Origin of the sequence: Maridesulfovibrio spiralis (SeqCode), assembly GCF_048571135.1 — a bacterium.
Taxonomy (GTDB): Bacteria; Desulfobacterota; Desulfovibrionia; order Desulfovibrionales; family Desulfovibrionaceae; genus Maridesulfovibrio; species Maridesulfovibrio spiralis.
The window spans coordinates 2,159,184-2,181,531 of the sequence record NZ_CP182344.1; the positions used below are offsets into that span (position 1 = coordinate 2,159,184).

At 49.1% G+C, this 22,348-nt stretch carries 22 protein-coding genes; 11 read left to right on the forward strand and 11 right to left on the reverse strand.

Going from position 1 to position 22,348, the window contains the following annotated elements:
* The first annotated feature begins 12 nt into the window (after positions 1-12).
* From ACNI29_RS09665 to uvrA, 5 genes are all read left to right on the forward strand, one after another.
* On the forward strand, positions 13-798 hold the full coding sequence (locus ACNI29_RS09665) for a type III pantothenate kinase (protein ID WP_419782000.1): 786 nt from the start codon (positions 13-15) through the stop codon (positions 796-798).
* A gap of 82 nt (positions 799-880) precedes the next feature.
* Positions 881-2,173 carry a phosphopyruvate hydratase gene (gene eno, locus ACNI29_RS09670; RefSeq protein ID WP_419782001.1) on the forward strand — a complete coding sequence of 431 codons (1,293 nt, stop codon included), beginning with the start codon at positions 881-883 and terminating at the stop codon, positions 2,171-2,173.
* Between the two features lie 288 nt (positions 2,174-2,461).
* Positions 2,462-3,322, forward strand: a complete 861-nt coding sequence (gene folD, locus ACNI29_RS09675) for a bifunctional methylenetetrahydrofolate dehydrogenase/methenyltetrahydrofolate cyclohydrolase FolD (RefSeq protein ID WP_419782002.1) — start codon at positions 2,462-2,464, stop codon at positions 3,320-3,322.
* Between the two features lie 344 nt (positions 3,323-3,666).
* A complete protein-coding gene (locus tag ACNI29_RS09680) occupies positions 3,667-4,497 on the forward strand; it encodes an HD-GYP domain-containing protein (RefSeq protein WP_419782003.1) in 831 nt (276 codons plus the stop codon).
* A 202-nt stretch (positions 4,498-4,699) separates the two neighbouring features.
* Entirely contained in the window at positions 4,700-7,447 is a 2,748-nt protein-coding gene (uvrA, locus tag ACNI29_RS09685) for an excinuclease ABC subunit UvrA (RefSeq protein ID WP_419782004.1), read from the forward strand.
* A gap of 40 nt (positions 7,448-7,487) precedes the next feature.
* Here the strand turns inward: uvrA and ACNI29_RS09690 are convergent, their stop codons facing one another.
* The 6 genes from ACNI29_RS09690 to ACNI29_RS09715 form a co-directional block, all read right to left on the reverse strand.
* On the reverse strand, positions 7,488-7,802 hold the full coding sequence (locus tag ACNI29_RS09690) for an Hpt domain-containing protein (RefSeq protein WP_419782005.1): 315 nt from the start codon (positions 7,800-7,802) through the stop codon (positions 7,488-7,490).
* 61 nt (positions 7,803-7,863) lie between these two features.
* On the reverse strand, positions 7,864-8,661 hold the full coding sequence (gene budA / locus ACNI29_RS09695; RefSeq protein WP_419782006.1) for an acetolactate decarboxylase: 798 nt from the start codon (positions 8,659-8,661) through the stop codon (positions 7,864-7,866).
* 33 nt (positions 8,662-8,694) lie between these two features.
* Complete coding sequence (locus tag ACNI29_RS09700) at positions 8,695-9,207, reverse strand: chemotaxis protein CheD (RefSeq protein ID WP_419782007.1); 513 nt, start codon at positions 9,205-9,207, stop codon at positions 8,695-8,697.
* Between the two features lie 139 nt (positions 9,208-9,346).
* Positions 9,347-10,123, reverse strand: a complete 777-nt coding sequence (locus ACNI29_RS09705; protein WP_419782008.1) for a DsbA family protein — start codon at positions 10,121-10,123, stop codon at positions 9,347-9,349.
* A 6-nt stretch (positions 10,124-10,129) separates the two neighbouring features.
* Positions 10,130-10,465, reverse strand: coding sequence for an STAS domain-containing protein (locus ACNI29_RS09710; protein ID WP_419782009.1), 336 nt, complete (start codon positions 10,463-10,465; stop codon positions 10,130-10,132).
* A 113-nt stretch (positions 10,466-10,578) separates the two neighbouring features.
* Positions 10,579-11,292, reverse strand: coding sequence for a M48 family metallopeptidase (locus tag ACNI29_RS09715; RefSeq protein ID WP_419782010.1), 714 nt, complete (start codon positions 11,290-11,292; stop codon positions 10,579-10,581).
* A 122-nt stretch (positions 11,293-11,414) separates the two neighbouring features.
* Here ACNI29_RS09715 and ACNI29_RS09720 point away from each other — a divergent pair, with 122 nt between their 5' ends.
* The 4 genes from ACNI29_RS09720 to ACNI29_RS09735 all read left to right on the forward strand — a co-directional run bounded on the left by ACNI29_RS09720 (position 11,415) and on the right by ACNI29_RS09735 (position 15,899).
* Entirely contained in the window at positions 11,415-12,575 is a 1,161-nt protein-coding gene (locus tag ACNI29_RS09720) for an MFS transporter (RefSeq protein WP_419782011.1), read from the forward strand.
* 128 nt (positions 12,576-12,703) lie between these two features.
* Positions 12,704-13,393, forward strand: coding sequence for a response regulator transcription factor (locus tag ACNI29_RS09725; protein ID WP_419782012.1), 690 nt, complete (start codon positions 12,704-12,706; stop codon positions 13,391-13,393).
* Positions 13,353-14,693, forward strand: coding sequence for a sensor histidine kinase (locus ACNI29_RS09730; protein ID WP_419782013.1), 1,341 nt, complete (start codon positions 13,353-13,355; stop codon positions 14,691-14,693). The genes ACNI29_RS09725 and ACNI29_RS09730 overlap by 41 nt, the downstream gene beginning before the upstream one ends.
* 405 nt (positions 14,694-15,098) lie before the next feature.
* Positions 15,099-15,899, forward strand: coding sequence for a DUF6268 family outer membrane beta-barrel protein (locus tag ACNI29_RS09735; protein ID WP_419782014.1), 801 nt, complete (start codon positions 15,099-15,101; stop codon positions 15,897-15,899).
* A 48-nt stretch (positions 15,900-15,947) separates the two neighbouring features.
* Here the strand turns inward: ACNI29_RS09735 and ACNI29_RS09740 are convergent, their stop codons facing one another.
* The 4 genes from ACNI29_RS09740 to ACNI29_RS09755 all read right to left on the reverse strand — a co-directional run bounded on the left by ACNI29_RS09740 (position 15,948) and on the right by ACNI29_RS09755 (position 19,869).
* Entirely contained in the window at positions 15,948-16,394 is a 447-nt protein-coding gene (locus ACNI29_RS09740) for a C-GCAxxG-C-C family protein (RefSeq protein WP_419782015.1), read from the reverse strand.
* Between the two features lie 12 nt (positions 16,395-16,406).
* Positions 16,407-17,018 (reverse strand): TetR/AcrR family transcriptional regulator, encoded by a 612-nt coding sequence (locus ACNI29_RS09745; protein WP_419782016.1) that lies wholly within the window; start codon positions 17,016-17,018, stop codon positions 16,407-16,409.
* Positions 17,019-17,119: 101 nt separating this feature from the next.
* Positions 17,120-18,310 carry a pyridoxal phosphate-dependent aminotransferase gene (locus tag ACNI29_RS09750; protein WP_419782017.1) on the reverse strand — a complete coding sequence of 397 codons (1,191 nt, stop codon included), beginning with the start codon at positions 18,308-18,310 and terminating at the stop codon, positions 17,120-17,122.
* A gap of 17 nt (positions 18,311-18,327) precedes the next feature.
* The gene (locus ACNI29_RS09755; RefSeq protein ID WP_419782018.1) at positions 18,328-19,869 is read right to left on the reverse strand and encodes a DEAD/DEAH box helicase; all 1,542 of its coding nucleotides are present in this window, start codon (positions 19,867-19,869) and stop codon (positions 18,328-18,330) included.
* 203 nt (positions 19,870-20,072) lie between these two features.
* Here ACNI29_RS09755 and ACNI29_RS09760 point away from each other — a divergent pair, with 203 nt between their 5' ends.
* The gene (locus tag ACNI29_RS09760; protein ID WP_419782019.1) at positions 20,073-20,549 is read left to right on the forward strand and encodes a MauE/DoxX family redox-associated membrane protein; all 477 of its coding nucleotides are present in this window, start codon (positions 20,073-20,075) and stop codon (positions 20,547-20,549) included.
* Positions 20,550-20,579: 30 nt separating this feature from the next.
* Positions 20,580-21,107 carry a rhodanese-like domain-containing protein gene (locus ACNI29_RS09765; RefSeq protein ID WP_419782020.1) on the forward strand — a complete coding sequence of 176 codons (528 nt, stop codon included), beginning with the start codon at positions 20,580-20,582 and terminating at the stop codon, positions 21,105-21,107.
* Between the two features lie 59 nt (positions 21,108-21,166).
* Here the strand turns inward: ACNI29_RS09765 and ACNI29_RS09770 are convergent, their stop codons facing one another.
* Positions 21,167-22,249: a response regulator gene (locus tag ACNI29_RS09770; protein WP_419782021.1), complete on the reverse strand. Its 1,083-nt coding sequence runs from the start codon at positions 22,247-22,249 to the stop codon at positions 21,167-21,169.
* Between the last annotated feature and the right edge of the window lie 99 nt (positions 22,250-22,348).

The following is a 22,348-nucleotide window of genomic DNA, read 5'->3' on the forward strand; positions in this document are numbered from 1 at the left end:
GCGGAGTACTCCTTGAGTTCGGAAACTATTTTACTTTTTGATGTGGGTAATACCAATACAAAAATTGGTTTTTCCACCCGTGATAAGATCGGTCCATCATTCACGTTGCCCACCGATCCCGGAGGCACAGCTGATTCATGGGGTCTGAAGCTCCTTGAAATCTGTCGTGTGGCCGGTTTTTCCAATGAAGATATCATCGGCGGGGCTGTATCCTCGGTTGTTCCGCCCATGAATCCGATTCTGAAACGGGCAGTGGAACGCTTTTTTCCCTGTGAGCTGCGATTTGCACCTGACTCCATCCCTCTGGCTTTGAACAATAAGTATGAAAGGCCTTGGGAAGTTGGTGCGGACAGACTGGTAACAGCCTATGCGGGCCGCCAGATCAGCGACAGCGAGAATCTTATTGTTGTTGATTTCGGCACTGCCACCACATTTGATTGTGTTGTGGGTAATGATTACATGGGCGGGCTGATCTGCCCCGGGGTGCTGTCCTCTACCAAGGCGCTGGCGTCCGGGACTGCGAAGCTGCCGCATATTTCTTTAGAGATCGAGTCTCATACCATCAGGCCGGGCAAAAGTACCGCAGACAGCCTTAATCAGGGGCTTATCTTCGGTTTTGCGGCTATGGTTGAAGGCTTGAGCGAGCGTTTAGGCAAGACTCTCGGCGGGGAGGTCGAGCTCATCGCCACCGGAGGTTTTGCTTCCAAGATTGCTGAAGTCTGCCGGGCCATTGACCATGTTGAACCAACCCTGCTTCTGGACGGGTTGCGCATGGCTTGGTTTGGCAGTGAAAAATAGTTTAGTGTAGGTTTTTTGGCCGGGAACGTGCCCGGTAGTTTAAGTAACCGGAAAGTGTTGATTTATTTTAAGGAGATTTGTCATGAGCACTATCGTAGCAGTCTGGGCGAGAGAAATTCTCGACTCCAGAGGTAACCCCACCGTAGAAGTAGAAGTCGTACTTGAATCCGGAGCAACCGGCCGTGCCGCTGTTCCCTCCGGCGCATCCACCGGAACCCGTGAAGCCCTCGAACTGCGTGACGGCGATAAAGACCGTTACATGGGTAAAGGCGTTCAGGTTGCCGTGGCAAACATTCGTGAAGAGATTGCTGAAGCTCTCGTCGGTCAGGATGCCCTGCGTCAGGTTACCATTGATAATACTCTTATCGAACTGGACGGAACCGAAAACAAAGACCGTCTCGGTGCAAACGCAATGCTTGGCGTATCCCTCGCTGTTGCCCGCGCCGGTGCAAACCTGCTCGGTATTCCCCTTTACCAGTACCTCGGCGGTGTTAACGGCAAGCTCCTGCCCGTTCCCATGATGAACATCATCAACGGTGGCGAGCACGCACCCAACAACCTCGATATTCAGGAATTCATGATCATGCCTATCGGCGCTGAGACTTTCGCTGAAGCTCTGCGCATGGGTTCTGAAATTTTCCACACCCTGAAAGGTCTGCTGGCTGCTGACGGCCACAACACCGCAGTTGGTGACGAAGGCGGCTTCGCTCCGAACCTTGAGTCCCACGCTCAGGCTTTCGAATACATCATGAAAGCTATCGAAAAAGCTGGCTACCGCCCCGGTGCTGACGTAGCTCTCGCTATTGATGCTGCTGCTTCCGAATTCTACAAAGACGGAAAGTATGTTCTGGCCGGCGAAGGCAAAGAATTCGACGCTCAGGGTATGATTGATTTCTACGCTGATTTCGTAGAACGCTTCCCGCTGATCTCTATTGAAGATGGTCTGGCAGAAGGCGATTGGGATGGTTGGGTAAAACTGACTGAAGATCTGGGTGAAAAAATCCAGCTCGTCGGTGATGACCTGTTCGTAACCAACCCCGATATCCTTGCTGAAGGTATCGAGCGCGGTGCTTGTAACTCCATCCTGATCAAGCTTAACCAGATCGGAACCCTTACTGAAACCCTCGACACCATGGAGCTTGCTAAAACCGCAAGCTACACCAACGTCGTATCCCACCGTTCCGGTGAAACCAGCGACCACTTCATCGCCGACCTCGCAGTAGGTCTGAACGCAGGCCAGATTAAGACCGGCTCCCTGTGCCGTTCCGACCGTCTTGCCAAGTACAACCAGCTGCTGCGCATTGAAGAAGATCTCGAAGATGATGGAATCTACTACGGTCCCGCTCTGAAAGAAGCTTTCTTCGGCGAAGAGTAATATATTGCCCCCGGCGGTTGGGGAAGGGAAAACCTTTATAAGGTTTTTCCCTTCCTCTGCCCCCATCCCTTTCAGAACCTTTTACCGGGCTTGCGCTCTGGGTGATATCCAAGTGTGCGGAAAGTTGTTTCATTGCTGCCCCGTGAGATCGTCAGGGATTTAATATTTCCAGAGACGGCAGTTTCGGCTTTAATTAAGTCGAAACTGCCGTCTTGTTTTCTTGCCAGTGAGGGAAAATTAAAATAAGGATTTTTTCACCCACAGGCCATAAACAGCGGAGAAATTTCAATGCAGATTTTGAATGGTAAAGAAACAGCCCTTACTATTCGTGAAGAGCTGAAAGTAGAGATAGACGGACTTAAAGAAAAACACGGCCGCGCGCCCGGTCTGGCCGTTATTCTTGTCGGTGAAGACCCGGCATCTCAGGTCTACGTGCGTAATAAGGAAATCGCCTGCGAAAAAGCGGGTATTGTTTCCAGCGCGCACCGTATCGATGCGTCCGTTTCACAGGAAGAGCTTGAAGGACTGATCCAGAAGCTGAATGCAGATGACACCATCGACGGTATCCTTTTGCAGCTGCCCCTGCCCAAAGGTCTGGACAGCCAGCGTTGTCTCGAACTCATTGATCCCGGTAAGGATGTTGACGGTTTCCATCCCATGAACGTAGGCAAGCTCATGCTCGGCCTGCCCGGTTTCCGGTCCTGCACCCCCGCGGGTATAATCACCCTGCTGGAGCGCTACAATCTGCCCACTTCCGGCAAGAAAGCTGTAGTGGTAGGACGTTCCAACATCGTTGGTAAACCGCTGGCAATGATGCTCATGCAGTACGGTGATTTCGCCAACGCTACCGTAACCGTCTGCCATTCCCGCACTGACAACCTCGCTGAGGAAGTCAAAGCCGCGGATTTCGTTTTCGCCGCCATCGGCATCCCCAAATTCATCAAGAAAGAAATGGTCAAGGACGGCGCCGTTGTCGTTGACGTAGGAATCAACCGCACCGATGAAGGTCTGGTAGGTGATTGCGATTACGCAGCGCTGGAAGACGTAGCTTCCGCCATGACCCCCGTTCCCGGCGGAGTAGGTCCCATGACCATCGCCCAGCTGCTGATCAATACCGTACAGGCTTACAAGGAGCATGTCGGGGCTTAATGCTGCTGAGTTTATATATTTGGATTTAGAAAAGTCCTCCTTTCTGCTGTGTGCGGAAGGGGGGACTTTGTTTTTGCTCTCTTAGAGCACTAAAAATTATCCCAATAGAATTATTCTAATAGAGCATTAGAAATTGCTCTATAAGAATAATTTGTTTCAAATTAACTAAAATAATTACTAAATATAATCAAAAATCTTCAAATACCTTCTCAAAAATCGCCACCCACTCTCCTTAAAACAATGCTGTTAAGAATGTAGAAATTAAATGAAGGATTCATTAAACTGCTTCCCAGTTAAAGATCAAAAAAGTTTACAACATTTTACTTAAGTATACGGATAGCTTCATGAAAGGACTCACAGAACTGCTGACCTGTATTCAGGAAATTTCCGGCGGCAATTATTCAAATGATATCATGTCCCTGACCACTGATGAATATGATCCGTATGTGCGGGAACTTGCTGAATCTGTTGGGTTGATGATGGTCCGTATCGAGGCCCGTGAGTTTGCTCTTGAACAGGCCAATGATGATCTTAAATGCAATATCGTGGCGACCATTAAGGCCGTGGCCCGTGGCTTGAGTCTGCGTGATCCGTACACCCGTGGACATGCGGAGCGGGTGGGTCTTTATTGCGAGCGGCTGGCACGCAGGGGGGGGCTTTCTGATGATGAAATCTGGACCATGCGTGTTGCCGGGACTTTGCACGATATCGGCAAGATCGGTTTCAGCGACCGTTTGATCCAGAATGTTGATACCAGGGTTGATGCGGAAATGCTCTCCGAAATCAAGCAGCACCCGGAATGGGGATACAAAATGTTGCGCGGGCTGGAGTTCCTCGGGCCAGCTTTGGAATACGTGCGTTCGCACCATGAGCGGCTGGACGGGACCGGATATCCCAACGGGCTGAGAGGGGATGAAATCACAATCGGATCACGTATCCTTTCCATTGCAGACGTCTTTGACGCGATAACCACAACCCGGACTTATCAGCAGGCCATGGACCTTGATAAAGCCTTTTCTATCTTGCGCAATCTGGCCGGACCTTCCCTTGATCCCGAACTGGTGGAGCTTTTCATCACTGATATTAAAGAGTGCGGTCTCGAAGATGCGGAGGACAATTTTTCTACTTGTGCCATGGTTGAAAACTCTGTTTTCGAAGCCGATATAAAAAAATAATCAAGAATTATTCTTATTAAGCTTGCCAACAAATCCTGAATGCTTATTCTCTCACTTCGTTAGTTTTTTTCCAAATCAAAAGCCAGAACGGCGAAGCCCAACTAAAAAAGTTTGGGATTCTTAAACCCTTTCCAAAGGGTTTAAGCCGCCGGAGGCAAAATCTTTTCATCAAAGCGCGAAGCGCATCAAATCTGCCTCAACTATGAACAAAAAATTTATCCATATTGAAGGTGCGCGTCAGCACAACCTCAAAAATTTGAATCTTGATATCCCCCGCGACCAGCTGGTTGTGGTCTGCGGCCCTTCGGGGTCCGGTAAATCAACCCTGTCTTTTGATATTGTCTATGCAGAAGGGCAGCGCAGATACGTGGAGTCTCTTTCCGCTTACGCGCGTCAGTTCCTGCCGCAGCTGGATAAACCTAAGGTCGATAAGATCGAGGGCCTGTCTCCGGCAATTTCTCTGGAGCAGCAGTCCACCTCGCGTAACCCGCGTTCAACTGTCGGTACAGTCACAGAGATTTATGATTTCCTGCGTGTCTTTTTTGCAAGACTGGGCAAATTCCACTGTCCCGAATGCGGCGAACCCATTCAGGCCCAGACTTCAGACCAGATTCTGGAACGGATTATGTCCTTTGGTGAAGGGACCAAATTCATGCTGCTGGCCCCCATGGTGGACCACCAGAAGGGTACGCATAAGGACCTGTTCAAGAAACTGAAAAAAGAAGGTTTCGTGCGTGTACGGGTGGACGGTCAGGTCTATGGTATCGACGATGTTCCGGACCTTGAAAAGAACAAGAAGCACAATGTCGATCTGGTCGTGGACCGTCTGGTCATCAAGGGCGATATGAAAAAGCGTCTGGGTGATTCTCTGGAACTGGCCCTGCGCTATGGAGATGAATCCATCGTGGTTTCCATCATCGGCGGCGATGATGTGTACCTTTCGACCATGTCCACCTGCCCCTCCTGCAAAATAAGTATGCCCAAGCTTTCCCCGCAGCTGTTTTCGTTCAACAGCCCGCAGGGAGCCTGTACACTTTGTTCCGGTATCGGCAGTGTGGAATATTATGAGCCGGAACTGCTGGCCCCCAACAAGGGCCTTTCCCTGAAAACAGGGGCGGTTATTCCTTGGAAATCCCCGAAAATGTTCGAAAGGTACGAAGAGGGGTTCCGTGCTCTGGGTAAGAAGTACGGCTTCAAGGTCGATACCCCGCTCAGTGAATTTTCCGGGGACGCGCACAAGGCGCTGTTCTACGGTGATAAAGACCTTGGCTGGGAAGGTGTGGTCGATCTGCTTGAAGTGGGTCACAATCTCGGACGCATCTGGCGTGATGAGCTTTCCCGTTTCAGGCAGTCGCAGCCTTGTCCGGCCTGTGAAGGTGCGCGACTGCGCCCGGAATCCCTTGCTGTTAAGGTTGAGGGTGTTTCGATTTTTGATTTTTGTTCCATGTCCATCCAGCGAGCACTGGATTGGCTGGAAGATCTGGAGTTTTCCGGCCATGAATTACTCATCGCCGAACCGCTGCTTAAGGAATTGACTCACCGTTTGGGATTCATGGTCAATGTGGGCCTTGATTACCTGAACCTTGGACGTAATATGGCGACTCTTTCCGGCGGTGAAGCACAGCGTATCAGGCTTGCCGGCCAGCTCGGTTCCGGTCTGGTGGGTGTTACCTACGTGCTGGATGAGCCTTCCATCGGGTTGCACCCCCGAGACAACGAGCGGTTGATCAAGACTCTGCGTTCTCTGCAATCTCGCGGCAACACCGTGCTGGTGGTCGAGCATGATGAATCCACCATCCGCAACGCCGACCATGTAATTGAGATCGGTCCCGGATCCGGGATGCTTGGCGGGGAGATTGTTTTTCAGGGCAGTGTGAAAAAACTGCTGGGTAAAGCGCAGACCCTGACCGCGAAATATCTGCGCGGTGAGCTTGCTCTTGATAAGCCCGAAGAACGGCGTATTCCCAAGGACTGGATCAAGATGAAAGGTGTCAAAACCAACAACCTTAAGAATCTGGATGTGGATATACCGCTGGGTGTGCTTTGCTGTTTTACCGGGGTTTCCGGTTCCGGCAAAAGTTCGTTGGTGGTGGATTCCATGTACAAGCACCTTGCCTTATCGCGCGGGGTGAAGGTTGACCAGCCAGGCCGTATTTCCGGTATTGACGGTATCGAAAAGATTGAAAAAGTCATCTCCATCGACCAGTCTCCCATCGGTAGAACTCCGAGGTCAAACCCGGCCACCTACACCAAGATTTTTGATGAAATCCGCAAAATATTTTGCGCTACCAAAGAATCAAAGAAGCGCGGTTATAAACCGGGCCGGTTCAGTTTCAACGTGCGTGGAGGACGCTGTGAAGCCTGTCGCGGTGACGGACAGATCAGGGTGGAAATGCACTTTCTGCCTGATGTGTATGTGACCTGTGACGTCTGCAAGGGCAAACGTTACAACAGCCAGACTCTGGAAGTAGATTACAAAGGAAAGAATATAGCGGAAGTTCTGGATATGACCGTACGCCAGTCCAAGGCTTTCTTTGAGAATCACCCGACCCTTAAACGCCGACTGGAAGTGTTGGAGCAGGTTGGTCTGGAGTACCTGCAGCTGGGCCAGCCGGCGACGACCCTTTCCGGCGGTGAAGCGCAGCGGATCAAGATATCCCGTGAGCTTGGCAAGCGCAGCCTGCCCGGAACCCTGTATATTCTTGATGAGCCGACCACCGGACTGCATATGCATGAGGTCGGCAAGCTGATCAAGGTCTTGCAGCAGCTGGTGGAAAAGGGTGCGACGGTTGTTGTCATTGAGCACAATACAGATGTGATTCGTGCTTCGGATTATGTCTTTGACCTTGGCCCCGGAGGCGGGGAGTCAGGTGGACATATTGTTGCGCAGGGAACGCCCGAAGAAATTATCGCCAATCCGGATTCAGTTACCGGAAAGTTTTTGATTTAAAAAAGAAAGCCGGAAGTTTCTGAAACTTCCGGCTTTCTTTTTAATCGTCCATTTCGACATATTTGATGTCGAGATGATCAAGGAAATATCTTATTCGTGAGGTGTGTTCCGGGATTTCCCCCATTTCTTTTTCCATGGCCGTGTCTTCAATCATGGTTCCGAGTTTGGTCAACTCTTCAAGCCCGTATGATGCCCCAGTTCCTTTGAGACGGTGGCCCAGCAAGCGTATTGTTTCAAAATCTTTCTGGTTAACGGCTGCCTCAAGCTCTGTAAGTTCTTTATGTCTGATTTCCAAATAGCGCGGCATGATGGCTTCCAGGTCTTCATCCACTTGAATCACAATACGATCACCCATAGTCATATTCTCCCATCTGAATTGTTACTAATCTGAAATATGCAGGTGTTTTGGGGCAATGTTACTTCTTCTTGGAATCTTTTTCCACTGCTTTTAATTCTTTTTCTTTGTCTTTATCGAAAGAGGTTTCCAGAAAGCTTCTGGTTTCCGGTAATTGTAGGAAAAAATTATTATAGGAACCTACTTTTGCGACCAGATCGGTGAAAAGGCAGTCGAGGACATGTCCCCCGGCTTTGCGGTCTTTGGTAATGAAATGCCAGTGGAATCCCGGCACGCCGATTCCCTTGACGTAGGCAGGGCTTTTAATGCCGATCATAGAACCTTCAACATCCTTGAATCTGAAGATGCTCTGGTCTTTAACCACATCTACCAGCGGCGGATAAGGTTTGGTCTGTGCCGGAACACTGCGGGTTTTCATTTTGCTGAATTTGCCGTCAATACGGATTACATAGAAAAGGTTAGCGGAACCTATGGTCGCTGAAAGCTTTTTATTCAGTCCTGCCAGTGATTTCGCAGAATCAAGCTTGATAATTTTATCAGTATTGAAAAATGCGGATGCGGCAAAAGGAGTATTCTCGGTATCCTTCATCCTGACGGCATTTCCCTTGGCGGTGATCTTGTATACTTCCCCGTCAATGAAGACCATTTCACCGTCAAGGCGGTTGAAGGTCCCTAGACCGGTATCGCCGTGTTTCTTCAGTTTGGCGATGCTCAGCTCGCCGTCATAGTTTCCTGCAAGCAGTGAGTCGATGATTGAGTATTGGTAGATTGTGCCGTTTGCCGTCGCCAATCCGGGTAGACAAAAAAACGCAAGAACGAGAAAAAGTACTAAGGAAGAAAGCTTGTTGGTTATCTTCATGATGATGGTCGCGTTGGTCCCGCTTAGCGGAGATTAAAACATTTTTTTCTCAAGTCGTTTGATCCAGACATCTCCGGTGTAGGTGCAGAAAAGGAGTTTCCTGCCGACATTGCCGCCTACATCCATGCTGCGCGGTTCAAGCCCTTCTTCTTTCAGATGCTTAAGGGCGGCATCAACATTTTTGTTGCCGATTCCCAGTGCACAGGAAGGCCTAACCTGCGAAGAAGTAAGTCCGGTTGCTCCTCCGAAGAGTTTGACTTCGAGTTCTTTTTTTCTGACCCCCAGACGATTCATACTCTTTAGCAAATGGGTAACGGCTGTGTCCACATATCTGCAAATCTGCAAAGATGGCTCGTTAACATTTTTCATATCAGAACGGGCAGGTAAAAAAGCGTGGCATATAGCACCCTGTCTGGTGCGGGGAGAAAACATGGATATAGCGACACAAGATCCGAGTACGGTAGATACAATGGTCGGTTTTACGCCGATATACGCATCGCCGGTGTGCAGGAAAACCCGTCTTATGTCTGAGTTGTTTAGTGACATTTATTTATATTGAGAACAGCTAGAAGTTTCAGCGAGTCTTAAAAGATATATTACTATTGTGTTACTGCCCAGTATTATTCTGCCGTTTAGCATTATTCGGGCTAAAAAAATAATACGATCAAAAAAATGTTGGAAAATATTAATTTTCGCGAATCATTTGTAAGACTTCTTCAAATTCTTCAAGCGGTGCGGCTCCGGTGACGGTCACGCCATTAACCAGAAATACTGGGGAGGCGGTAAAGCCGAATCTGCGCGCTTCTTTGACGTCTGCGTTGATGCGCGCTTTGATCTGCGGAGAGTTCAGAGTCCTTTTAAGCTGGGCCATATCCGCGCCGCATGCCTTGGCAAGTTCATCAAGCTTTGCAGTGCCGTACTTTTTAATGGCTATTCTGTTTTGCAGGATAAGCCTGTTCAGCTTCTTGGCTTTGTCCTGACTCTGCAGGGCCAGTGCTTCATAATAGCGGGCAGCTGGAAGGGACATTTTGTGCAGTCCCAGCGGATTGTGACGGTAGCGATAGCCGATTCCGGGATTATTTTGCAGAAGTTTCCTGATAGTTTTGTCTGCTTTGGCGCAGCTGGCACTTTGGAAATCAGAGAAAACCACTATTTGAATCTTTCCGGTGGGATTGCCCCAAACCGGGCGGTCTGGGTGCAGTGCCGGAACTTTCGGGTTTTTCAGCTGTTCGAGTCTGCCTTTCCTGATCCGCGACTTTTTCTTTTTTTCAAGGCCGAGCTGCAGGAGGTCGTACAATTGCTCCTCATGCCCTTCCAGAGCTTCGAAGATAAGTTGCGGATTATTTTTAATAATATCGCGGACTTCTTTTTTTGATACGGCACCGGCGTTTTGCGAATTACCTGCAACCAGACTGATAGCGATAATCGAGGCAGAAGCCAGGGTAGTAAGAAAACGGGACATGGCGGGTCAGGATATTTTTTCCGCTGCGGTCAATGCGGAGTTGTAGATATTGAACATGGTACCGAAACCTGAAATTTCGAATACTTCACTGATCATTCCGGTAATATTGGCAAAAGCAATAGTTCCGTCCATTGATTTAAGTTTTTTGGCGCAAAAAAGTATGGCGCGTAGTCCGGCACTTGAAATGTACTCCAGATCTCCGAGATCAAATACTATTTTGGTCTCGCCTTCTTCAATGCGCTGGCACATTTCATTTTCAAGCTCTGTAGAGGTGAGGGCGTCCAGACGGCCTTTAATACCCAGAATCAATACATCGCCGACTTTCTTGCTGCTGATTTCCATTATGAATCCTTAATAAGAAATATAAACATGGTTGCCCGTGTAATTGTATGTTCTTTAAAATACAAACTTCATTCATTTAATGACGTTTGTAAAGGACAGGGAGTGCATAAGTATTAAAAATTGATCCATGCCGGAACAAGTCTTCCAGACTCTGATAGCTCTTTTTCCCGCTTTTCCACATCCGGTTCTACCATTTTGACCAGCCGCCAGTATTTTGCGGAATGGTTGAGGTGCACAGTGTGGCAGAGTTCATGGATGAGTACGTAGCGGACTAATCGATAGGGCAGGAACATGAGCTTCATGTTTAAATTGATATTGCCCTTGGCAGAGCAGCTGCCCCAGCGTTTGCGCTGGGCACGGATGAATACCTTGTTGAAGGGCAGGTTCAGTTCTGCTGAAAGTTTTCTGAGTTCCGGCACAAGGAAAGCACGGGCTTCGCTGCGTACGAAACGGGTGAGCAATTCAAGTTCCTGTTCTCGAGACCACTTGCTGCCGCTTATGAGCAATTTATCCACATTGCGGCGCATGCTTAAAGAAGGTTTGCGGTTTTTGACCCGGCTTATTAAATATGTTTTTCCGCTGGCGGGAAAGCATATTTCATCAGGAAGGACCAGCTCCGGCGGGGTTAGCGATAGCCCTTTCAGCTTCAATTTGCGGATATTTCGTTCAATCCATTCCTGTCTCTTCTTAAGAAAATAGGGAACATCTTTGCGGTTCACACCTTTGGGTAAAACCACCTCAATTCCTTTATCCGGGATGAGTTTGATGATGATGTTTTTTGCCCGCGGGCTGACACGTACTGTGTACGGAGGAGGAAAGTCTGCCATTTTATGCCTGTGAAAATATGACTTGTTTTATGGTTGATGGGGGATTACTTTTGCATCCCCTGTCTATGTTCCCGTTTATTACAATCTCACCATTTTAAGTTATTAATCCTAAGGACTACGGCGTGCCTACAAAAAGTTTCACTTCCCGTAAGATGTATATCTTCCTGCTTGTTCTGACCATTGCCACCACTGTCGGTTTTCAGGGCTGGCGGACTCTGCTCAACAACTTTGCCGTGGAGGTAGCCGGTCTGGATGGCGGTGAGTTCGGTATGATCGGTTCCATCCGGGAAATTCCGGGCTTCCTTGCCCTGCTTGTAATCTACGTGCTCATGTTCATCAAGGAGCATCGACTCGCTGCGCTGTCGGTAATTGTCATGGGGGGCGGCATCTGTCTGACCGGGTTCATGCCTTCATATGCCGGGCTTGCTTTTACAACCCTGCTCATGTCTTTCGGTTTCCATTATTACGAAACCCTGAACCAGTCCCTAACCCTGCAATATTTCGGCTACACTGAAGCGCCGTTGGTCATGGGCCGTTTGCGCAGCCTTGCGGCAGCAACAAATATCTGTGTGGGAGTCGTGGTTATCTCCATTTCGGGGTTCATGGGTTATAAGGAAATTTTCATTGGCGCGGGCATGTTCGCAGTGCTGGCCGGGATGTACTGCCTGACCCGCGATCCTTCATCTCCTGATCTGCCGCCGCAGCATAAAAAGATGATTTTTCGCTCCAAGTACTGGCTTTTCTATGCACTGACATTCATTGCCGGGGCGCGCAGACAGATTTTCGTGGCTTTCGCGGTTTTCCTGCTGGTTAAGAAGTTTGGTTTTTCCTTGCAGCATATCGCCATCCTGTTCGTGGTAAACAACGTCATCAACTACTTCGTGAACCCGGTCATCGCCAAGTGTGTCAACAAGTTCGGTGAACGCAAGGTGCTGACCCTTGAGTATGTCAGCCTGTTCTTCATTTTCACCGCCTATGCCTACACTGACAGCCCTTTAGTGGCGGCGGCTCTCTACGTTCTGGATAACATTTTTTTCAACTTCACCATGGCTATCAAGACCTTCTTCCAGAAAATCGCGGATAAGCCGGATATTGCACCTAGCATGGCGGTCAGCTTCACCATCAATCACATTGCGGCTGTCTTTGTGCCCGCACTGGGTGGTATTGCCTGGATGCAGGATTACCGTATCGTCTTTCTGGGCGCGGCAGGGATGGCTCTTGTCTCCCTCGTGCTGAGCCAGTTTGTGGACCGCGAGTTGCGCTTGAAAGGTCTGGCCGGGTAGTCCGCAGCAGTCACATATATTTCACACCTCTCCGGCTAATGAGCGGCCATACGTGTACTCGTCTTTTTTGAATCAAGGCTGTATGGGTTAGATAATCCGTGATTGATTTTCAGGACCGGGAGATTGAAATGACGCCGTTAAAAGTATTGGTTGTTGAAGACCATCATGACCTTGCGGAGAATTTATGTGATTACCTTGAGGCTCTGGGGCATGTTGTGGATTATGCCCCGGACGGGTTGGTCGGGCTGCATCTGGCTGTTTCGGAAAATTATGATGCGGTTGTTCTTGATGTGATGATGCCCGGTATGGATGGATTGAATGTCTGCTCCCATATCCGTGAGAAATCCATTTCCCAACCGGCCATACTGCTGCTGACCGCTCTTGATACTCTGCAGGATAAATTATCCGGTTTCGAGGCCGGGGCAGATGATTATCTGGTCAAACCTTTTGCTCTGGAAGAACTTAGTGCCCGGCTAGATGCCGTCACCCTGCGCAGACGCGGGCGGACCAATCCACAGCTCCGGGTCGGGGATCTGGAGCTGAATAGCGGAACTATGTCAGTTAACAGGGCGGGCAATGAAATCGAACTGAACAGGGTCTGTTTTCAGATTTTGCAGGAACTCATGAAAGTATATCCCAATGTGCTTTCCCGCCGGGACATGGAGTTTTCCATCTGGGGCGAAGACTTGCCGGACAGCGATTCCCTGCGCAGTCATATTTATAAACTCCGGCTTAAAATAGACAAAAATTATCCTTATCCCATGATCAAAACAGTGCATGGCGTGGGTTTCAGGCTGGCGGTTCAGGATGAAGCTTAACAGCCTGCGCTTTAAAGCAATCTTGTTTTACAGCATTTCGCTGGTGATCATGCTGGCTTTATACTGGCTATCCCAATCAGGGGCGGCCCGGGTCACTGAAGATGATGTTATAAACAATATATTGCGTTATGAGGCAGAAGCTTATTTCAATCGCTATGCGCAGGATCAAGAAGCCTGCCTGCCGAGCATGCGTTATTTAACAGCAGTAAATGATCCTGCTCAAATTCCGGATGTGTTCAGGGAGACTCTCTCTGCACTGCAAGACGGTAGTTATGAGACCTGCGGACCGGGAGCTATTCCGGGACCGGATTCACACAATATATTATTGCAGACTTACCCTGAGGGTAACAGAAGATTATATCTCATTTTCGATAGTTCTTTTGTTATTACCGAGGGAAACAGCTCTATCCTCTTTAAAAGCATTCAGTTCATGTTCTTTCTGTTAACATCGTTGTTAGGGGTGTTGCTGGTAGTTGTTGTTGGTAAGGTTGTATTCCGGCCTCTTGATTCTCTCAGTGCAAAGCTTCAGTCCTACGGGCCGGATGATTTGGAGCGGACTTTTGATGAATCAAAGCGTAAAGATGAAATAGGTCTGCTGGCTTCCAGCATTCAAAATTCATTTAAAAGAGTACGATTATTTATCAAAAGGGAGAAGGAATTTTCCAGAGATGCCAGCCATGAATTGCGCACTCCCCTTAGTGTTATCAAAGGTGCACTGGAGCTTATCCGTTTGTCTCCTGAATCAGCCCAGTCGGAAATGAATAAGCCGCTCAGCCGTATTGAACGTTCCGTGGCAGATATGGAAGAGACCATTGAAACCCTGCTTTGGATCGCAAGAGAGAAGAACAGGCAGGTTGCAGGAACTCCGTTCAGTATTGAGATGGCCGTGGAAAAAGTGGTGCAAAGTCTATCGCCGCTTGCCGAGAGCAAAAAAATTACCCTGCAGCTTGAGTTGGAAGATGGCGATAGCAACAACGCGCCGGAACGGGCTTTTTCCATAGTCCTTACCAATCTGCTTAATAATGCGTTTAATTTTACCGCAAACGGTACTGTCGGTGTCAGTCTTAAGGATTCGGTGGTCACGGTCTGGGATACCGGGGTGGGGATTTCCGAAGAAATGATGGAAAGCCTTTCAATCCCTTACACAAAGGGTGATAATAGCAGTGGTTTCGGGCTGGGGCTGTCCATCGTTCAAAGGCTGTGTGACCGCTTCGGTTGGCTTTTATCCATCAGCAGACGCACCGGGGGTGGCACTCTGGTATCTATTGATTTCAGTTCCACGCGGGTCGTTCACAGATAATTCACAAAGCTATTACAATTTGTTCACGCAGTCTGCGTTATTTCTGCTTATCAATTAAAATTAATTTATTGGGAGGAGCAGTTTTATGATGAATCGAATTACCAACGCAATACTTGCAGTACTGCTTGTGTGCTGCGCGAGTACTGCGGCAGCGGGAGAAAGAGTGCTTGCTGTTATTGGCAGTATTTAATAAATATATAGTGGTTTTTAATATTTATTGACCCACGAGTGCGTAAAAATATTATATTCCCTTTCCAAGACTGGGGATGATCTGCTAAGAGTCTTTTGTCTTATTGTGTTGCTAACTCTATAAGGAGTGTGACTTTGTCTAAAAAGTTTACCTATACATATCTGACCTTGTTGTTGATCTGTTTCGCTAGCACTGCCTTTGCAGGAGAGCGTTCAATGTTCGAACCCGTGTCCATACGCGCTACCGGAAAATATATTTCTGATGCTGACTACAAAGACAGTGACGGTTCTTCCAGCGTTGCCGGGGGACAGGTCCGCTTAAGAGCCGGTGATTTTTCTCTGAGCTATGAAGGGCAGTACTACTCATGGGATAACGTTGACCAGCTCAGCTTCGGTAATAAAAAGGATGATCCCTGGAATGCCCTGCATCGTCTGAGCTTGGGATATTCTCTGAACGGCATGATTAATAAGGACTGGTTTTATGGTGCAGGCATCACCGGAACTTCCGCTTTCGAAGAAGAAATGGAAGACTCTTTTGGTGGAGCTGTACGTGGACACATCGGTTATGTTTTCAATGAAAATTGGAAGGCGCTCATCGGTGTACGCGGCTTTGCCAACAGCATCCGCTATTCTGCCATGCCGTACTTCGGTATCAACTTCACTGACTACGCTGAAGACGGTTCCGGATATTTCATGAATGTCGGTATGCCCGCTACTGAAGTCGGCTACTCCTTTGATGAAGCTTCCACACTGCGTGCAGCGTTCAACTTTGACGGTAAAACCTACCGTTTGAAAGATGACAGTGCAGTGTCCGGTGCCGGATATGTTGAAACCAGCAGCATGAAAGCAGGTCTCTACTATGATTACAAAGCAACCAAAAATTGCTCAATCTCCATCGGGCCTGAATACGTTTTTTCACGTGAGACCAAGTTCTTCGACAAGAGCGGAGACAAGTTCGGATCAGAAGATCAGGAAGCAGCTTTCGGCGCATTTTTCAATTTGAGATATAAGTTTTAATAAACTATTGCTCGTTGCGTGATAGTCAAAGGTCAGTTTGAATTTGTTTCAGCTGGCCTTTTCTTCTTTTATGATTTGTTCAATGCACTCGATGGTGTCAGTAACAAATTTGAGACATAGCCGGCTTTCACGTAATTTCTTTTTACCTTCGAGTGTTTTTATCTCCTGACCATTTAGACGCAGCAGCTCTGAGCATTGATGGGAATGGTTTTTTTCCGCGAAGCGGGCAAGTAATTCCTGTACGGCACAATATGTCCGGTCTCGCGAGAAGCTGTCTGAAGTGTCGCTGGAGCCTAGGGCCAGCCCCAGTGCTATGCATCCTCCTGAAACGGCTCCGCAGGTAAGCCCGGAAGCAAATCCTCCTCCAAATCCGGCAGTTAGTTTTTTTGCTAAGTCTGAACCAATGCCATATTGTTCGCCCAAAGCCTCAAGGACGGCCTGTGCGCATGAAGACCCGCCCATTAATGCCCTAACTGCCTGTTCATGGGTTTTCATCTCTAGCTCTCCTTATTGATTTACGGGGACAGCACCCCGCAGCATTCCCGCGATTACTGAATCGATGCGTTGCCATGTAATGTCTTGGGATAAGTTCAAACCGCCATAACTTCCCGGCTTCATGGATTTAACCAGCAGGGAGTTTATTGCGGAAAATATCATGACGACTACTGTTGTCAGATCGCATTCTTCATTTGTTTCAAGAGACATGCGTTCAAAGCATTCCAAGGCTGTCCTGATTCGAATGTCTTCAAGACAGCTGACTTCGTCCGTTGTAGAAACATGCTCCCAAGCCATAATTTCCAGTGTAAGTGGGCGAGAACGCATGGCTCGTACATAATTTTTGAAAAATTGATGCAATGCTTCATGAGCATCCAACCCTTCCCACTGCTCAGTGCTTTCCATCAATTCCTCTGGAGAGGGCCAGTATTTTCCCGTTGTTCCGAATGCTCTCACCAGTTCTGGCAGGTTTCCGAAGTAACGGTAGATCAATACCTTATCCACCCCGGCTTGTTTGGCGATATTGTTGATGCCCAAGCCTTTTGACCCGTCACGGGCAAGTACTTCTCCCACTGCTTCAATAATACGGTTTGCAGTTTGTTCCCGATCTTTTGTGTTCTTCATGTCACCACTGGTGACATGTTGCTTATAAAAAGTCAAATGCCAAAAAAAACACCCTGCTTTTAAAAAGCAGGGTGTCGTTGAAGACTATAGGAGCGCAGCCTCTATTTAAAAGGCTCGAGAGCTTTTTTAAAGCCTTCGCGAGAGCGTTCGATGACTTCGGTTCCGACGCAGAAGGCGAGGCGGAAGTAGCCGGGGAACCCGAATCCTGTGCCGGGTACGGCGAGGATTCTTTCTTCCTGCAGTGCTGCGCAGAATTTTACATCATCGCCACCGGGAGCTTCAGGGAAGAAGTAGAAGGCCCCTTTGGGCATGGTATATGAATATCCGGCATCTTTGAGTACGGAATCCATTGCGTTACGGCGTTCAAGGTAGATGTTTTTGTCTACCTGAGAGCCGAGGGCCTTTTCGAGCAGCTTCTGGCCTACTGCGGGTGCGTTAACAAAACCGAGGATACGGTTGGTGAGCACCAGTCCGGAGAGGAGCTGTTCCTTGCCCGGCATTTCCGGGTTGAGCAGTGCGTAGCCGATACGCTCTCCGGCAAGGGAAAGGTTCTTGGAAAAGGAGCTGACCACGATGCTGTAGGGGTAGAGCGGAAGGATGGAAGGCACATCTACACCGTCGAATGCGAGGAACCTGTAAGGTTCGTCAGCAACGAGGAAGATGGGGCGTTCGCGGCCTTCATTTGCTTTATTGAGAATTGCGGCCAGTCCTTCAAGCTCTTCCTTGGTGTAGACAGCCCCGGTGGGGTTGTTGGGAGAGTTGATGAGCAGCACGCGGGTCTTCTCATTGATCGCAGCTTCAATGGCGTTGAGGTCCAGTTCAAAAGTCAGCGGTTTGGAAGGTACGGTTACCAGTTCGCCGCCGGAGTTCTGGGCGTAGAAGCCGTATTCTACGAAGAAGGGAGCGGGGCAGAGGATCTGGTCGCCAGGTTCGAGGATTGCACGGTAGAGAGCGTTGATTGCCCCGGCTGCACCACAGGTGATTATCAGGTCGGAACCGGCAACTTTTACGCCCTGCTCCTCGGAAACAGTCTTGGCCAGCTTTTCGCGCAGGGAGGGGTAGCCGAAGTTGGGCATGTAGCCGAAAGCGAAGGGCTTGTCCGCTGTCTCGGCCAGCTCTCTGAGTCCTTCACCTACAGCAGCGGGGGCAGGAACGTCTGGGTTGCCCAGTGAAAAGTCGCATACAGCGTCTTCACCGTATTTTTTCTTAAGTTCTATGCCTGTTTCGAACATTTTGCGAATCCAGGATGAACGTTCAATGTATCCTTCCACTTGAGTTGAAAGAAGTTTCATTTTAATTCTCCACTTTTCTATCTTCGGTTTTTATTGGAATTCCCGCTGCGGCCCTTATTCTGAGGACGTCCGCCTTTCGGCTTGCCACGATAATTGTTTTTACGGGGGCGGGGTTTTTGCTGAGGTCTTGGTCTGGGAGCCGGGGGCTGCTCTGCTCGGGCGTGCAGGGATTTCTGGTACAGTTCGTCCAGAAGCATGCCGACGAGGATGCATTGTTCGTCATCCTCAGCCAGTTGGCGGACCAGATCTTTATAGCGTCTGATGCGTTCCCTTTCAAGGATGGTTTTGGCGCGGAAACGGCCTTCAAGAATAGTGGTCAGTCTTTCATTGATGGTTTCGAGTACCTGCTTGTCATCAGGAAGTTCACGGACTTCAAAGTTGATGTTGTAGGCCGTGGCGATGCGCTGCAGTTCGATTTTCTGGATAACGTCAACGAGAGAGATTGCCACACCGGAGGAACCTGCACGTCCGGTACGTCCGGCGCGGTGGATGTAGGATTCCTTGTCTTCCGGAGGTTCGTACATAAGCACGTGGGAGAGGTCCGGAACGTCGATGCCGCGGGCGGCAATGTCGGTGGCAACGAGGAAGCGTATTTCACCGCTGCGCAGCTGGGCCAGCACCCGTTCGCGCCTGGACTGGGAAAGATCCGAGGTCAGGTCTGCGGCATTGAAGCCGAAGTTGTTGAGCACGGCGGCCACGAATTCAACGTTGGCCTTGGTGTTACAGAAAATAATAGCTGAGGTGGGGTTTTCCGTCTCAAGGATACGCATGAGCTGGCGTTCCTTACCCATGGAGGGAACTTCGTAGTATGCGTGGTCGATCTCGGTAACATGCACCTGCTTGCTGCTCAGGCTGAGCAACTGCGGTTTGTACATGAATTCTTTGGAAAGGCGGATGACATGCTCGGGGAAAGTTGCCGAGAACATGTAGGTGGAAATAGGTCTGCGCGGCAGGTAGGATTTGACCTCACGCATGTCCGGATAGAATCCGATGGAAAGCATGCGGTCTGCTTCGTCGAAGATCAGGGTTTCAAGGTCTTCAAGATCGAAGGTACGCTTCAGCAGGTGGTCGAGAATCCTGCCCGGTGTACCAACAACCATGTGCGCTCCTTTTTCCAGCTCTTCGCGCTGGTGACCGTAGCCGACACCGCCGTAGACAGATAGAACTCGCAGGCCGGAACCTTCGAAAATTCTTTCAGCTTCGCGCTCAACCTGTCGGGCAAGTTCGCGGGTGGGTACAAGGATTAATGCCTGAGTGTAGTTGATATTTGGGTCGAGCTTTTCCAGAAGGGGCAGGACAAAGGCACCTGTTTTGCCGCTTCCTGTCTTGGCCTGCACCATGAGGTCTCGGTTTGAAAGCTGGTAGGGGAGAGATTTGGATTGGACCGGGGTAAGTGTTTCCCAGCCCGCTTTATCAAGGGCGTTCAGTATGGATGGGGGGAGTTCTTCTTTATTGATCTCCGGGAGTGCTTCTTCTGGTTCCACTACTTTATCCGGTTGATCGTGAACGCTTTTATTATGCATTGCATGCTGACTTTGGTCGTCTTTTGAATTGGTCATAAATGTTTTTCCTATTAAAACTTGAAATATCCGTAAAACACTACGCTATAAGTATTGGATTTTGCAAAGGGTATTTTGTCCGCTAATTGTTGGTATCGAAAAAGCAGATAAGATGATTGTGTTGCGATTGGCTTTAACTATTTGATCTTGTGATTAAATTGCATGTAATCCTGACCCATTAAACTTTATAAACGGGTGTTGCTATGCTTGAGAAATTGATGTCCAAACAAGTCTATTTCATAATCCGATGCATTCTGGCTGCCGTATTTGTGTATGCGGGCGCTGGAAAGTTGTTGGATGTGCAGGGCTTTGCCACGGTCATCAGCGGCTATGGACTGCTGCCCGCGCAATTAAACTACGTCGCGGCACTGGTACTGCCGCTGGCGGAGATTTTAATTGCCGCAGGTTTGGTCTGGGACGTAAAAGGTTCTCTTTCGTCTTATTCAATCCTGTTGCTGGTTTTTATGGCAGTTCTGGCTCATGGCATCAACATGGGGCTTGATGTTGATTGCGGTTGTTTCGCGCCCGGTGACCCGGAAGGCGAGGCCTATCACTCTCTGCGCGAAGCCTTGCTGCGTGATGCTTTTCTCCTTGCCGGATGTGGATATCTGTATTTGCTGCGCCGGGTGAAAGGGTATCGTGCCCGGTCGGTCCCAATTCCAATGTTTGCTACCCGGTAGAACTCAATTTGAAATTTGGAGGATGATGGAATGAAGATGTTTAAGAATATTTCTCTGGTCGCTGCTCTGTGTGCGCTGATGCTGGCTATGACCGGCTGTCTCGGCGCTGACAAGTTTGCGCAGGAAGTTGAAAAAGAAAAAGGCGCAGTTAAACTGCTTAAAGAAGTACAGCGTGGTGGATATGACATTATCACTACCCCTGAACTGAAAGCTCTGCAGGACAAGAAAGAGGATATGGTCATTATCGATACCATGCCGTATGAAGCAAGCTACAAGAAAGAGCACGTTCCCGGCGCAAAGCAGTTTCTTTTCCCCATTCCCGACATGGTTGAGTGGGACGTGAAGGAAACCGACGGCAAGACCAAAGAGCAGTTCATTGAAATGCTCGGTCCTGACAAAGACAAGCTTATCGTAATCTACTGCGGATTTGTAAAATGTACCCGCAGCCACAACGGTGCTGCATGGGCCAAAAAACTCGGCTACACCAACGTTAAGAGATACCCCGGTGGCATTTTCGCATGGAAAGGTGCTAAATACCCCGTCGGTTCAGTTAAGTAATAAGGACCGGATAACTCGGTTCTCTCTCCCCCCCGGTGCATTGTGCGCCGGGGTTTTTCTTATCCTTCAACCCCCACCAGAATTCCGTCCGCTTCCCCGAAACGCAGGAGATCTTCCATGGACATGCGGCATGCTGTTTCCAGATTTTCCCCGGCATGGCGGCGGCATGATTCCAGAAGTTCACGAATTCCTTCGCCTTCCATAAGGAAAGAGTCAAGCATACCCCGGCTGGTCATGAAAACGCGGTCGCCCGGTTCCAGCGTATAGCTGGAGCAGGGCAGCAGGCCCAGCCCGAGGGTTCCGAGGTCGCCGCTTTGCCGTTCAATCAGGAAATGTGTCCTGTTCTTGTTCATGAAAATAAGCGGTAAGGCTCCGGCATTGACCACAGTCAGGATTCCATGCTCGCGGTTGATATGCAGATAGCTTGCGGAAAAGACCTCTTTGCTCATGTTTAGCGACTTCAGTTGCAGCCCGATGTTGCGCAAGGTTTCAGACGGTTTGAACAGTGGGCCGCTGTTGGCCGCCAGAACAGAACGGATGTGGTTTTGTATCTCATTTGTGCAGGATTCGGGGCAGTTTATAAGCAGGTGTCCTTCATCCTCTGTTCCCATTACTATTGCCTGATGTACGGCAGAGCCGCAGGGAGTCGGGCGGGAATGGGATATGGTCCGCGCGCCTTTTTCCGGAAAAGGTATTTGTGCAGGTGGCGGTACTTCGGGCCTGATTTGCCTGTTGTTTAAAAATTTATCGCAGATATTGAGCTTCAGGTGCAGTCTGATGCGGTTGATCACGTCTTTGTAGACAAACGGCTTTACAATAAAATCAACAGCACCTGTATCGTAACCCTTGGTTGTGTTGCCCTCATCATCCAGCGCGCTAAGGAAGATTAAGGGTATTTCCGCTGTTTCAGGCGAGAGCCTGAGTACTGTTGCGCATTCAAAGCCGGTTTCACCCGGCATCATGATGTCCAGCAGGATGAGGTCGGGCTGCTCTTGTTCTGCCAGTTCCCGCCCGGACCGTCCGTTGGTTGCAGTGAGAATGTTGTAACCCTGCTGGCGTAAGACAATTTCAAGGAATTCCAGATTGAACGGCTCATCGTCAACAATAAGAATAGTCGGAATGTTATTTGGGGAGATGGGCATTGGGGTAATCCTTTCTGTATCCCAGTTGTGTTTTGGTTTTTTGAGTTTGTCAGTTTAGATTAAAACAGAAAAATGGTCTTGTCCTTACTAAAAAAAGTG